This is a genomic window from Variovorax sp. 05T418 (assembly GCF_056396385.1).
In genome coordinates, this window is the sequence record NZ_JBFTLJ010000012.1 from 142980 (window position 1) to 155392 (window position 12413).

Sequence of the window (12413 nt, forward strand, 5' to 3'; positions counted from 1 at the left end):
GTGCCGTCACAAAACGTGTATCGGGCGATGTGGTCCTACAGCGCGGCCCTCCAAGGGCCCTGCGGTGGGCCCCGTAGAATCCGCCGCCATGCAAGCATCCCCCGGCAGTGAGACCGCACGCCCTCCCCTGACACGCCGGCTGGCGCGACTCATGACCTGGTTCGGCGGCTCGCGCCACTGGTGGGCCGTCGGGCTCATCGGCGCCCTGCTGGCGGCCGTCACCGAGCCCTTGATGGCGGCCCTGCTGAAGCCGCTGCTCGACCGCGGCTTCAACCGCGGCCAGCTCGCGCTGTGGATCGTGCCGGCGGCCGTGCTGCTGCTGTTCGCGGTGCGTGGCATCGCGCAGTTCATTTCCCAATATGCGCTCTCGCGCATCGCCAACGAAGGCATGCAGCGGCTGCGCCGCGTGCTGTTCCAGCGCCTGCTGGCGGCCGAGCTGGCGCTGTTCTCGCGCCAGTCGGCCAGCGCGCTTTCCAACACCGTGGTGTACGAGGTGCAGACCGGCTCCATGCTGCTGGTGCAGGCCCTGCTCGGGCTCTCGCGCGACGGCTTCACGCTGGTGGCGCTGCTCGCCTACCTGGTCTATCTGAACTGGAAGCTCACGCTCATCGTCGCCTTCCTGGTGCCGAGCATCTCGTGGATCATGAAGGTGTTCTCCAAGCGCCTGTACCGCCTGACCCAGCAGGGCCAGCAGGCCACCGACGAACTCGCCTATGTGGTGGAAGAGAACGTGCTCGCGCACCGCATGGTGCGGCTGCACGGGGCCGAGGCGGCGCAGGGCGAGCGCTTCGAACAGCTGAGCCAGCGCCTGAACCGCCTGGCCGTGAAATCGACCATTGCGCAGGCCGCCACCACGCCGCTCACGCAGATGATGGCCGCGCTTGCACTGTCGGTGGTGGTGATGATCGCGCTCTGGCAGAGCGGCGAACAGGGCCTGACCGTGGGCGGCTTCGTTGCCTACATCACGGCCATGCTGATGCTGATCGCGCCGATCCGCCGGCTGGCGGACATGGCCGCGCCCATCACGCGCGGCCTTGCAGCGCTCGAACGCGGCCTGGTGCTGATCGACGAAGTGGCGCCAGAGCCGCAGGGCAGCTTCGCCATCGACCATGCGCAAGGCCGCATCGAACTGCGCGAGGCCAGGGTCAGCTACCGCGGCGAGGACGAGGCCCGCGCGCTCGACGGCGTGAACCTGATGATCGAGCCGGGTCAGGTGGTGGCCTTCGTCGGGCCTTCGGGATCCGGCAAGACCACGCTGGTCAACCTGCTGCCGCGCTTCGTGCTGCCGAGCGGCGGCCAGGTGCTGCTCGACGGGCACGACACCAGCGAATGGGAGCTCAAGAGCCTGCGCGCGCAGTTCGCGATGGTGAGCCAGGACGTGGTGATGCTCAACGACACGCTGGCCGCCAACGTGGCGCTGGGCGCCGCCGTCGATCGCGCTCGCGTGCAGCAGTGCATAGAAGCCGCCAACCTCGCCTCCCACGTCGAAAGCCTGCCGCAGGGCATCGACACGGTGCTCGGCCACAACGCCACGCAGCTTTCCGGCGGCCAGCGCCAGCGCCTGGCCATTGCACGCGCGCTCTACAAGAACGCGCCCATCCTGCTGCTCGACGAGGCCACCTCGGCCCTCGACACCGAATCGGAACGGCTGGTGCAGGACGCCCTGCAGCGCCTGATGCAGAACCGCACCACGCTGATCGTCGCCCACCGGCTCTCGACCATCCAGCATGCCGACCGCATCATCGTGATGGAGCAGGGCCGCATCGCCGAGCAAGGCAGCCACGCGCAGCTGATGGCGCTGGACGGCCTCTATGCCCGGCTGCAGACGCTGGCGGTGCGCAGCGCGACGCCGGGCCAGGACCCGACGCTCTGACGAGCCTTCAGAGCAGCACGATGTCGTACTGGCCCTGCCCGATCGCGGGCTCGGACTGCAGCGAGATCGGCTTGCCGATGAAGTCGCTCAGCCCCGCGAGATGCTGGCTTTCCTCGTCGAGGAACAGCTCGATCACCTGCGGCGACGACACGATGCGGAACTCGCGCGGCGTGAACTGCCGCGCTTCGCGCAGGATCTCGCGCATGGCGTCGTAGGCCACGCTGCGCGCCGTCTTCACGATGCCCTGCCCGCCGCAGGCCGCGCAGGGCTCGCACAGCATGTGGGCCAGCGATTCGCGCGTGCGCTTGCGCGTCATCTCGACCAGGCCGAGCTGCGAGAAACCGCCCGCCGTGGTCTTGACGCGGTCGCGCGCGAGCTGCTTGCGGAACTCGGCCAGCACCTGCTCGCGATGGTCGTCGCGCCCCATGTCGATGAAGTCGACGATGATGATGCCGCCCAGGTTGCGTAGCCGCAGCTGGCGCGCGATGGCCTGCGCCGCCTCGAGGTTGGTCTTGAAGATGGTGTCGTCGAAATTGCGCGCGCCCACGAAGCCGCCGGTGTTCACGTCCACCGTGGTGAGCGCCTCGGTCTGGTCGACCACGAGGTAGCCGCCCGACTTGAGTTCGACGCGCCGGCCCAGCGCCTTGGCGATTTCCTCGTCGACCGAATACAGGTCGAAGATCGGCCGCTCGCCCTTGTAGTGCTGCAGCTTGCCGGCCGCCTGCGGCATGTATTCGAGCCCGAACTTGAGCAGCGCCTCGAACTGCTCGCGCGAATCGATGCGGATGGTCTGCGTGTCCTCGCTGGTCATGTCGCGCAGCACGCGCTGCAGCAGGCTCAGGTCCTGGTGCAGCAGCGACATCGGCGGCATTTTGCTTGACGCCTCGCGGATGCGCGACCAGGTCTTGCGCAGGTAGGCGATGTCTTCTGCCAGCTCGGCGTCGGACGAATCTTCGCCGTTGGTGCGCAGGATGAAGCCACCGGTGTTGGCAGGCACCACGCCGCCGCTGTCGGCCGCGGCTGCGGCCTCGATCAGCGCGAGCATGCGCGTGCGCAAGGATTCGCGCTGGTCCGAAGGGATCTTCTGCGAAACGCCGATGTGGTTGTCCTGCGGCAAGAACACCAGCAGCCGGCCGGCAATGCTGATCTGCGTGGAGAGCCGCGCGCCCTTGGTGCCGATCGGGTCCTTGATCACCTGCACCAGCAGCGACTGGCCTTCGAACACCTGCTTCTCGATGGGCACCATCGGCCCGCCGTTGCGGTGGTCGCGCTCGGGGGCCGGTGCACTGGGCCGCGAGCCCGGCGTGAACGGCGCCACGATGTCGGCCACGTGCAGGAAGGCCGTGCGCTCGAGGCCGACGTCGATGAAGGCCGACTGCATGCCCGGCAGCACGCGCGACACCTTGCCAAGGTAGATGTTGCCGACCAGCCCGCGCTCCAGCGTGCGTTCGACGTGCAGCTCTTGCACCGCGCCGTGCTCGACCAGCGCCACACGGGTCTCCTGCGGGGACCAGTTGATCAGGATGTCTTGCATGAGGTCTTAAATAATGAAACCGGCGCGGCGAAGAAGCTGCGCGGTCTCGAACATCGGGAGTCCCATGATGCCCGAATAGGACCCGCTGATGTGCTCGATGTATGCGGCCGCCGCACCCTGGATCGCATAGGCGCCGGCCTTGCCGAGCGGCTCGCCGCTGGCGGCATAGCGCGCGATCTGCTTGCGGGTCATGTCGGCGAAGCGCACGCGTGACACGCTGAGCGCCGCATGGCGCCGGCGGCCATGCTGCAGCGCCACGGCCGTCAGCACGCGGTGCGTGGCACCCGACAAGAGCGCGAGCATGCGCTCGGCATCGCGTGCATCCTCGGGCTTGCCGAGGATGGTGCGGCCGAGGGCCACGGTGGTGTCGGCGCAAAGCACCGGTGCATCGGCGAGTCCGAGGCGCTGGCGCCGCGCGACCGCCGCATCGAGCTTCAGGCCCGTCACGCGCTGCACGTAGGCGGTCGGCGATTCACCGGGCAGCACCGCTTCGAGCGATTCGGCGTCTTCGTCGGCACCGGCCAGCAGCAGTTCGTGACGGACGCCGAACTGGCCGAGCAGTTGGGCGCGGCGCGGGCTCTGCGATGCAAGATAGATGAAGCCGGTGCTCATTCCCGGTGGTACGGATGGCCCGCGTTGACCGACCAGGCCCGGTACAGCTGCTCCACGAGCAGCACGCGCGCCATCGCATGCGGCAGGGTCAGGTCGGACAGGCGGATGCGTTCGTGGGCTGCGGCCTTGAAGGCGGGGTCGAGCCCGTCGGGGCCGCCGATCACCAGGGCCACGTCGTCGCCCTCGCCTTGCCAGGCCTGCAGGCGCGCGGCCAGCGCCTTGGTGGTGAGTGCGGTGCCGCGCTCGTCGAGCACGACGATGCGCATGCCCTTGGCAATGGCACCCTCGATGCGTTCGCGCTCGGCCGCATAGAGCGTCTCGAGCGACTTGGAGCCGCGGGGTTCGGTCTTGACGGCGCGCAGTTCGAGCTTGAGCTCGGGCGGGAAGCGCTTGGCGTAGTCGTCCCAGGCAGTCTGCGCCCAGTCGGGCATGCGCTGCCCGACGGCGACCACCAGCAGCTTCATGCGCGGCGGGCAGGCGCCTTCTTGGCAGGCGCCTTCTTTGCGGCTGGCTTCTTGGCGGCGGGCTTGCCGACCACCTTGACCGGCACGCGCGCCGTGGTGGTCTTCCGCGCGGGCGCCTTCTTGGCGGCAGTCTTCTTTGCCGGGCTTCGGCCGGCCTTCTCGGCCTTGGCTTCCTGCTCGGCCGCGCGGATGGCGGTCTTGGCCGCGCTCGCGCGGCGCAGGTTGGGCATCTTGGCCGCGACCGGCTTCTTCTCCTCGATCACCTTGGAGGCGGTGGCAAGGGCCGGCTTGGTGCCGCCGAGCTTGGCGCGCACCGGCTTGTCGCCCCAGATCTCCTCGAGGTGGTAGTACTGGCGGATGGCCGGCTGCATGATGTGCGCGACGGCGGCGCCGCAGTCCACGATGATCCACTCGCCGTTGTCCTCGCCCTCGATGCGCGGCTTGCCGAAGCCGGCTTCGCGCACGGCATCGCGCACGCTGGCGGCCAGCGCCTTGGTCTGCCGGTTGGAGGTGCCCGAAGCCACGATCACGCGCTCGAACAGCGGCGAGAGATGCTCGGTGTCGAAAACCTGGATGTCCTGCGCCTTGACGTCTTCGAGACCATCGATGATGGCTCGCTGGAGTTTCTGGGTGTCTTTCTTGGCGGCGGCTTCAGTGGTCATCAGGCAGGGCGGTAAAGGTGGTGTTGGTCAATATAGCGTGCAACGGCGGACGGAACCAGCGAGGAAATGTCCTCGCCAAGCGCCGCACGCCGCCGGATGTCGGTGGCGCTGGTGTCCATGGCCGGCAATTCGAGCGCCTCGAAACGCGCGCCAGCCGGCAGGCCGGGCAGCATCTTCGGATCAAAACGAGCAGTGCCGCCCGTCGATAATGCGCGATACGCTACAGAAACAATAGCAATGCCGAGTATAGCCTGCCAGCCGTGCCATGTCGGCAATGCGCCGGCCTGGTCGGCACCCATGATGAGAACCAGCTGGGCGCCGGGCTGTTCCCGCTGCAATTCATGCAGGGTGTCGAGCGTGTAGGTGGGGCCGTCGCGCAACACTTCGCGGCTGTCGATGACGACCGTGCCCTTCAATCCGCCGAAAGCCAGGCGGGCCATTGCCAGGCGATCTTCCTTCGGCGTCAGCGCCCTGCTCTTGTGCCAGGCCTGGCCCGTGGGAACAACGTGCAGTTCGGCGAGGTCGAGCTGCGCCAATGCGGCCTCGGCCAGCGCGACATGGGCGTTGTGCGGCGGGTCGAAGGCGCCGCCGAAGATGCCGATGCGCGGGGCCGTGCCGGAAGGATTCACAACCAGTCGCGCCGCACGATGAAGTCGCTGTACAGCGCGGCTTCGGGGCTGCCCGGCTCCGGCTGCTGCTGGTAGGCCCAGCTGGCCAGCGGCGGCATCGACAGCAGGATCGATTCGGTGCGCCCGCCCGACTGCAGCCCGAAGTGCGTGCCGCGGTCCCACACGAGGTTGAACTCCACGTAGCGCCCGCGCCGGTACAGCTGGAACGCCCGCTCGCGCTCGCCCCAGGGCATGGCGCGGCGCCGCTCGATGATGGGCAGGTAGGCCGGCAGGAAGGCATTGCCCACCGAGCGCAGCAAGGCAAAGCCGTTGTCGAATCCGCCCTCGGCGAAGTCGTCGAAGAAGATGCCGCCGATGCCGCGCTGCTCGTTGCGGTGCTTGAGGAAGAAATACTCGTCGCACCAGGTCTTGAAGCGCGGGTACTTGTCGTCGCCGAAAGGGGCCAGCGCATCGCGGCACACGGTGTGGAAGTGAACCGCGTCATCCTCGAAGCCATAGCAGGGCGTGAGGTCCATGCCGCCGCCGAACCAGCACACCGGGTCCTTGCCCTCGGGCAGCGCGGCCAGCATGCGCACGTTCATGTGGACGATGGGCACGTAGGGATTGCGCGGATGGAACACCAGCGAAACGCCCATGGCCTCGAAGGGCGCGCCGGCGAGCTCGGGCCGGTTCTGCGTGGCCGAAGGCGGCAGCCTGGGGCCGCGCACCTGCGAGAAGCCGCAGCCCGCGCGCTCGAACAGCGCGCCGCCTTCCAGAATGCAGGTGAGGCCGCTGCCCTGCAGCGCCTCGCCAGGCTCCTTTTGCCAGGCATCGCGCACGCAGGTACCGCCATCGGCCGCCTCGACGGCCGCGACGATCTCCTGCTGCAGCTTGCGCAGGTAGTCGCCGACCGCTGCCGGGTTGGTCTGTTGCATCAGGCGTGCGGGGTGTTGCGCGCGTGGACCGCGCGGTGTCCGATGTCCTTGCGGTATTGCGCGCCGTCGAAGCCGATGCGCGCGGCAACCTCGTAGGCCCGCTGCTGCGCGAGCTTCACGCTGTCGGCCAGCACGGTCACGCACAGCACGCGGCCGCCGCTGGTCTTGAGCTCGCCGTCCTGCTGGGTGGTGCCCGCGTGGAACACCACGGCATCGGGCGCCTCGGGCGGAATGCCGGTGATGCGGTCGCCCTTGCGCGGCGAGAGCGGATAGCCGTGCGCCGCCATCACCACGCCCAACGCCACGCGCCGGTCCCACTGCAGCTCGACCTGGTCGAGCGTGCCGTCGGTGGCATGCCAGAACACCTCGAACAGGTCGGACTTGAGCCGCATCATGATCGGCTGCGTCTCGGGGTCGCCCATGCGGCAGTTGAACTCGAGCGTCTTGGGATGGCCGGTGGCGTCGATCATGAGGCCGGCGTAGAGGAAGCCGGTGTACGGGATGCCGTCCTTTTCCATGCCGCGGATGGTCGGCAGGATGATTTCGCGCATTGCGCGCGCATGCACCTCGGCCGTGACCACGGGCGCGGGCGAGTAGGCGCCCATGCCGCCGGTGTTGGGGCCTTCGTCGTTGTCGAGCAGGCGCTTGTGGTCCTGGCTGGTGGCCAGCGCGGTCACGTTCTTGCCGTCGCACAGCACGATGAAGCTGGCTTCCTCGCCCTGCAGGAATTCCTCGATGACGACGCGCGCGCCGCCGTCGTTGTGCGAGACGCCGAACTTGTTGTCGACCAGCATGAAGTCGACCGCCTCGTGCGCCTCCTGCGCGGTCATGGCCACTACCACGCCCTTGCCGGCGGCCAGGCCGTCGGCCTTGACGACGATCGGCGCGCCCTTGGCGTCGATGTAGGCGTGCGCCGCCGCGGCATCGGTGAAGGCCTCGTACTCGGCCGTGGGAATCTTGTGGCGCTTCATGAAGGCCTTGGAGAAGGCCTTGGAGCTCTCGAGCTGCGCGGCGGCCTGCGTGGGGCCGAAGATGCGCAGGCCGTGCGCGCGGAATTCGTCGACCACGCCCGCTGCCAGCGGCGCCTCGGGCCCGACGACGGTGAGCGCGATCTTTTCCTTGGCAGCCCACTCGCGCAGCGCGGCGGGCTCGGTGATGTCGATGCAGTCGTAGCGCTCGTCGCTCACGGTGCCGCCGTTGCCCGGCGCCACGTACACGCGGCTGACCCGGCTGGCCTGCGCCAGCCGCCACGCCAGTGCGTGCTCCCGGCCCCCTCCTCCAATTACCAGTACCTTCATTCGTGGGCCTTCTTCATTCGCTGTGGATCAATGTTCATTCATTCGGAGAGCGCGGCGTTGTGATAGACCTCCTGGACGTCGTCCAGGTCTTCGAGCACATCGAGCAGCTTCTGCATCCTGGCTGCGTCCTCGCCGGTCAGTTCGATCGTGTTTTCGGCGCGCATGGTGACCTCGGCCACCTCGGGCTTGAGGCCGGCGGCTTCGAGCGCATTCTTGACGGCTTCGAAGTCGGCGACGGCGGTGATCACCTCGATGGCGCCGTCGTCATCGGTGACCACATCCTCGGCGCCGGCTTCGAGCGCGGCTTCCATCACCTTGTCTTCATTGGTGCCAGGGGCGAAGATGATCTGGCCGCAGTGCTTGAACTGGAAGGCCACCGAGCCTTCGGTGCCCATGTTGCCGCCGTGCTTGGAGAAGGCGTGGCGTACTTCCGCCACGGTGCGCACGCGGTTGTCGGTCATGGTGTCGACGATGATCGCCGCGCCGCCGATGCCGTACCCTTCGTAACGAATTTCTTCGTAATTGACGCCTTCGAGGTTGCCGGTGGCCTTGTCGATGTTGCGCTTGACGGTGTCGATCGGCAGGTTGACCGCCTTGGCCTTCTCGACCGCCAGCCGCAGCCGCGGGTTGGCGCTGAGGTCGCCCCCGCCGGCGCGGGCAGCCACGGTGATTTCACGGATGGCGCGGGTCCAGAGCTTGCCGCGCTTCTCGTCCTGGCGGCCCTTGCGGTGCTGAATGTTCGCCCATTTGCTGTGTCCGGCCATGGCTTTCTATCTCGCTGTCTTGTGTTTTCAAAAGCAAGCTCCGAGTTTACTGTCCGGCGCGCACAACGGCCGGCGCGCCAGCGCCAAAGCGGCAAGGTCTTTTGGTGATAATCCTTCGATGACGCCATCGCCTTCCGTCGGGCCCGGGAATCCGACCATCCTGCCGCCGCACACCCCATTGCCGCTGTACTACAGGAACGAGGCGGAGCACCAGGCGTTCCTGCGGCGCATCTTCGACAGCACCGCCGCCGACTACGACCGCATCGAAAGCGTGCTGGCCTTCGGCACCGGCCCGTCGTACCGCCGCGCCGCCCTCTCGCAGGCCGGGCTCGCTGCGGGCGCGCAGGTGCTCGACGTCGGCATCGGCACCGGGCTGGTCGCCCGCGAGGCGCTCAGGATCATCGGGCCGGCGGGCCGGCTCGTGGGCGTCGATCCCAGCGTGGGCATGATGGAACAGGTCGACCTGCCCGGCGTCGAGCTGGTCCAGGGCGTGGCGGAAGCGCTGCCCCGCCCGGATGCCAGCTGCGATTTCGTGAGCATGGGTTACGCCATGCGCCACATCAGCGACGTGGCGGCCGCCTTCGGCGAGTTCCACCGCGTGCTGCGCCCGGGCGGGCGCCTGGTGGTGCTCGAGATCACCAAGCCGAACGGCCGCATCGCCACCGCGCTGCTCAAGGCCTACATGCGCGCCGTGGTGCCGCTGATCGCGCGCGTGGTCGGCCGCCGCAGCAACACCTCCGAGTTGTGGCGCTATTACTGGGACACCATCGAGGCCTGCATTCCGCCCGAGCGCGTGCTCGAGGCACTGCGCGCCGCGGGCTTCACCGACGTGCGCCGCCACGCGAGCCTCGGCGTGTTCTCCGAATACATGGCGCGCAAACCAGAAAACACCGTCGAGGCCGGCTGACCGTGCAAGTCCAGGGCGAAAACACCTCCTCCTTGCGCGTCGAGCGCCTTTCGCTGCCCGCCAGCCTTGCGCTGGCCGCCGACGGCCGCGCGCCTTTCGCGGCGCTCGGCTACGGCACGCCGCATGAACTGGCATGGATGCCGACCGTCAATGCACGCGTTCTTTCCGAGCAAGGCGCCATGGCGGACGTGTGGCACGTGAGCGGTGGGCGGGTGGCATCGAGCACCACCGGCATCGCCCGCTGGCGCAGCGACGGACACTGGCTGCTCGGCGCCATCGACCTCGACGAATCGGTCGAGAAGCAGGATCTTGCCGAGCTCTCGCACCGCGCCTACCGCGACCTGTTCAAGACCCTCGACCAGGCCGGCACGCCGCACCTGCTGCGCATCTGGAACTACCTGCCGCAGATCAATGCCGACGGCGGCGGGCTGGAGCGCTACCGCCAGTTCAACCTCGGGCGCCAGGAAGCATTTTTCGAGGCTGGCCGCGCCGCCTTCGAGGGCGCGCCCGCGGCATGTGCGCTGGGCATCCACCAGGGTGCGCTGTCGATCCGCTTCCTGGCCGGCCAGACCGCGCCCATGCCGGTCGAGAACCCGCGCCAGGTCTCGGCCTACCGCTACCCCGAAACCTACGGCCCGCGCTCGCCCACCTTCTCGCGCGCCGCGCTGGCCGAGATCGGCAATGGCGAGGTGGCGCTTTTCATATCGGGCACCGCGAGCATCGTGGGCCATGAAACCGTGCACCATGGCGACGTGCTGGAGCAGACGCGCGAAACGCTGCGCAACCTCGAAGCCGTGATCGCGGCCGCCAACGGCCAGGCCACGGCCAGCTTCGCGCTCTCCATGCTCGACTGCGTGGTCTACGTGCGGCATCCGGGGGATACCGACAAGGTGCGCGGCGTGCTCGAGAGCGCGCTCGGCGCCGACGCGCCGATGATCCGCCACGCGGTCTACCTGGAAGCGGACATCTGCCGCAGCGACCTGCTGGTCGAGATCGAAGCCCACGCCGTCGCACCGGGTCGCCTGCGGGCCTGACCCGGCGCGATCGATCGGACCGGCGACCCCATGTCGATGACCCGCGTGCTGCGCATTCTCACGGCCATTCCGCTTGCGTTGATGCTCTACGCGCTGCTGCTGTTCCTGGGGCTGATTTCGCTGGCCTGGAACCTCGTCGCGATGCTGCTCTACCCGGTGATGCCCGAGGCGCCCGCGCGCACGCTGGGCCGCCTGACCATCGCCTTCGCCTACCGCATGTTCTGGGGCCTGGCCTCGGTGACCGGGATGATGCGAATCGACGCCAGCTGCCTGGACCCGATGCGCAACGAGCCGGGCGTGATCTTCGTGGCCAACCACCCCACCATGCTCGACGCGCTGCTGCTGGTGGCGCGGCTGCCGCGCAGCGCCTGCATCATGAAGGCCGACCTGCTGCGCAACATCTTCCTGGGCGCGGGCGCACGGCTGGCGCGCTACATCAGCAACGAGTCGGCCCGCACCATGGTGCGCCTGGCGGTGGCCGACCTGCGCAATGGCGGCCAGCTGGTGATCTTTCCGGAAGGCACGCGCACCGTGACGCCGCCGCTCAATCCCTTCGGCCCCGGCGTGACGCTGATCGCCAAGCTCGCGCAGGCCCCGATCCAGACCGTGTTCATCGAGACCGACTCGCCCTACCTCAGCAAGGGCTGGCCGCTGTGGCGCGTGCCGCCGCTGCCCATCGTCTTCAGGCTCCGGCTGGGCCAGCGCTTCGCGCCCATGCAGGACAGCCACGTGCTGCAATCGGAGCTCGAACAATACTTTCGCCAACACATGGAACAGCGCGCAACCGACGCGTCCCCCGCATGCCAGACGCCTCGCGCACACACCTTGTCCTGATCCCCAGCTACAACACGGGCGAACGCCTGTTCTCCACGGTCGAAGCGGCACGCGCGCAGTGGAGCCCGGTCTGGGTGGTGGTGGACGGCAGCACCGACGGCACCGGCGAGCGCCTGCAGCAGATGGCTGCCGGCGACCCGGGCCTTCGGGTCTGGCTGCTGCCGCAGAACCAGGGCAAGGGCGCGGCCGTGCTGCACGGCCTGCGCGCGGCGCGCGAGGCCGGCTTCACGCATGCGCTGACCATGGACTCGGATGGCCAGCATCCGGCCGACCTGATTCCCGCCTTCATGAAGGCATCGCAGGCACGGCCCGAGACCATGGTGCTGGGCCGCCCGGTGTTCGATGCCTCCGCCCCGCTGTTGCGCGTGCGCGGACGGCGCGTGTCCAATGGCTGGACCCAGCTCGAAACCCTGTTTGCCGGCGTCGGCGATTCGCTCTACGGATTCCGCGTGTACCCGGTGGCCGACCTGATCGCTGTGATGGCGCGACAGCCCTGGATGCGGCGCTTCGACTTCGACACCGAGGCCGTCGTGCGGCTGGCCTGGCGCGGCGTCAAGCCCGTGAACATCGACGCGCCGGTGAAGTACCTGAGCGCCGAGGAAGGCGGGGTCTCGCACTTTCGCTATGGGCGCGACAACGTGCTGCTGACGTGGATGCACGCGCGGTTGATGGTCGAGTTCGTGGTGCGGCTGCCGGGGCTGGTTTTCCGCAAGCTGCGCGGGATTGCGCCGTTTCAGAAATAGAGTTTGCTCGTTGTTGGGGAGTGCCCGGCAAGCGGTGCGGCGCGGTCGGCCCCACTATGCCGGCCGCTTCGCGGCTGCCCTGCGGTGCTCGCGTTTCGGCGGCACAGAGGGGCCGTCCACACCGCACCGCCTGCCGGGCACTTGC

At 68.5% G+C, this 12413-nt stretch carries 13 protein-coding genes; 5 read left to right on the forward strand and 8 right to left on the reverse strand.

Features of this window, described 5'->3' with window-relative positions:
* Positions 1-88 precede the first annotated feature (88 nt).
* Positions 89-1873, forward strand: coding sequence for a lipid A export permease/ATP-binding protein MsbA (msbA, locus tag AC1DMS_RS23020; RefSeq protein WP_026284061.1), 1785 nt, complete (start codon positions 89-91; stop codon positions 1871-1873).
* A 7-nt stretch (positions 1874-1880) separates the two neighbouring features.
* On the opposite strand, the gene rng is transcribed toward msbA, so the two are convergent.
* Genes rng through AC1DMS_RS23060 form a run of 8 tightly spaced genes read right to left on the reverse strand, consistent with a single transcriptional unit; the run spans position 1881 to position 8750 of the window.
* Positions 1881-3407 (reverse strand): ribonuclease G, encoded by a 1527-nt coding sequence (gene rng, locus AC1DMS_RS23025; RefSeq protein ID WP_012747797.1) that lies wholly within the window; start codon positions 3405-3407, stop codon positions 1881-1883.
* 6 nt (positions 3408-3413) lie between these two features.
* Positions 3414-4019 carry a Maf family protein gene (locus tag AC1DMS_RS23030; RefSeq protein WP_012747796.1) on the reverse strand — a complete coding sequence of 202 codons (606 nt, stop codon included), beginning with the start codon at positions 4017-4019 and terminating at the stop codon, positions 3414-3416.
* On the reverse strand, positions 4016-4483 hold the full coding sequence (gene rlmH, locus AC1DMS_RS23035) for a 23S rRNA (pseudouridine(1915)-N(3))-methyltransferase RlmH (protein ID WP_012747795.1): 468 nt from the start codon (positions 4481-4483) through the stop codon (positions 4016-4018). Before rlmH ends, AC1DMS_RS23030 begins: the two co-directional genes overlap by 4 nt.
* Positions 4480-5145: a ribosome silencing factor gene (gene rsfS, locus AC1DMS_RS23040; RefSeq protein WP_012747794.1), complete on the reverse strand. Its 666-nt coding sequence runs from the start codon at positions 5143-5145 to the stop codon at positions 4480-4482. Before rsfS ends, rlmH begins: the two co-directional genes overlap by 4 nt.
* Positions 5145-5774, reverse strand: coding sequence for a nicotinate (nicotinamide) nucleotide adenylyltransferase (nadD, locus tag AC1DMS_RS23045; protein ID WP_012747793.1), 630 nt, complete (start codon positions 5772-5774; stop codon positions 5145-5147). The genes rsfS and nadD overlap by 1 nt, the downstream gene beginning before the upstream one ends.
* A complete protein-coding gene (gene hemF / locus AC1DMS_RS23050) occupies positions 5771-6688 on the reverse strand; it encodes an oxygen-dependent coproporphyrinogen oxidase (RefSeq protein ID WP_012747792.1) in 918 nt (305 codons plus the stop codon). Before hemF ends, nadD begins: the two co-directional genes overlap by 4 nt.
* Positions 6688-7986 (reverse strand): phosphoribosylamine--glycine ligase, encoded by a 1299-nt coding sequence (gene purD / locus AC1DMS_RS23055; protein WP_012747791.1) that lies wholly within the window; start codon positions 7984-7986, stop codon positions 6688-6690. The genes hemF and purD overlap by 1 nt, the downstream gene beginning before the upstream one ends.
* Positions 7987-8024: 38 nt before the next feature.
* On the reverse strand, positions 8025-8750 hold the full coding sequence (locus tag AC1DMS_RS23060; RefSeq protein ID WP_012747790.1) for a YebC/PmpR family DNA-binding transcriptional regulator: 726 nt from the start codon (positions 8748-8750) through the stop codon (positions 8025-8027).
* 118 nt (positions 8751-8868) lie between these two features.
* Between AC1DMS_RS23060 and AC1DMS_RS23065 the strand changes: the two genes are divergently transcribed.
* Genes AC1DMS_RS23065 through AC1DMS_RS23080 form a run of 4 tightly spaced genes read left to right on the forward strand, consistent with a single transcriptional unit; the run spans position 8869 to position 12268 of the window.
* Positions 8869-9657, forward strand: a complete 789-nt coding sequence (locus tag AC1DMS_RS23065) for a class I SAM-dependent methyltransferase (RefSeq protein WP_012747789.1) — start codon at positions 8869-8871, stop codon at positions 9655-9657.
* Between the two features lie 2 nt (positions 9658-9659).
* Positions 9660-10691: a chorismate transformation FkbO/Hyg5 family protein gene (locus AC1DMS_RS23070; RefSeq protein WP_012747788.1), complete on the forward strand. Its 1032-nt coding sequence runs from the start codon at positions 9660-9662 to the stop codon at positions 10689-10691.
* Positions 10692-10721: 30 nt separating this feature from the next.
* Positions 10722-11525 (forward strand): lysophospholipid acyltransferase family protein, encoded by an 804-nt coding sequence (locus tag AC1DMS_RS23075; protein ID WP_012747787.1) that lies wholly within the window; start codon positions 10722-10724, stop codon positions 11523-11525.
* A complete protein-coding gene (locus AC1DMS_RS23080; RefSeq protein WP_012747786.1) occupies positions 11492-12268 on the forward strand; it encodes a glycosyltransferase family 2 protein in 777 nt (258 codons plus the stop codon). The genes AC1DMS_RS23075 and AC1DMS_RS23080 overlap by 34 nt, the downstream gene beginning before the upstream one ends.
* The last annotated feature ends 145 nt before the right edge of the window (positions 12269-12413 follow it).

Bases quoted from the DNA above. Each gene is read 5' to 3' on its own strand.
- msbA (WP_026284061.1), top strand. From the start codon at position 89: ATGCAAGCATCCCCCGGCAGTGAGACCGCACGCCCTCCCCTGACACGC.
- rng (WP_012747797.1), bottom strand. From the start codon at position 3,407: ATGCAAGACATCCTGATCAACTGGTCCCCGCAGGAGACCCGTGTGGCG.
- AC1DMS_RS23030 (WP_012747796.1), bottom strand. From the start codon at position 4,019: ATGAGCACCGGCTTCATCTATCTTGCATCGCAGAGCCCGCGCCGCGCC.
- rlmH (WP_012747795.1), bottom strand. From the start codon at position 4,483: ATGAAGCTGCTGGTGGTCGCCGTCGGGCAGCGCATGCCCGACTGGGCG.
- rsfS (WP_012747794.1), bottom strand. From the start codon at position 5,145: ATGACCACTGAAGCCGCCGCCAAGAAAGACACCCAGAAACTCCAGCGA.
- hemF (WP_012747792.1), bottom strand. From the start codon at position 6,688: ATGCAACAGACCAACCCGGCAGCGGTCGGCGACTACCTGCGCAAGCTG.
- purD (WP_012747791.1), bottom strand. From the start codon at position 7,986: ATGAAGGTACTGGTAATTGGAGGAGGGGGCCGGGAGCACGCACTGGCG.
- AC1DMS_RS23060 (WP_012747790.1), bottom strand. From the start codon at position 8,750: ATGGCCGGACACAGCAAATGGGCGAACATTCAGCACCGCAAGGGCCGC.
- AC1DMS_RS23065 (WP_012747789.1), top strand. From the start codon at position 8,869: ATGACGCCATCGCCTTCCGTCGGGCCCGGGAATCCGACCATCCTGCCG.
- AC1DMS_RS23075 (WP_012747787.1), top strand. From the start codon at position 10,722: ATGTCGATGACCCGCGTGCTGCGCATTCTCACGGCCATTCCGCTTGCG.
- AC1DMS_RS23080 (WP_012747786.1), top strand. From the start codon at position 11,492: ATGCCAGACGCCTCGCGCACACACCTTGTCCTGATCCCCAGCTACAAC.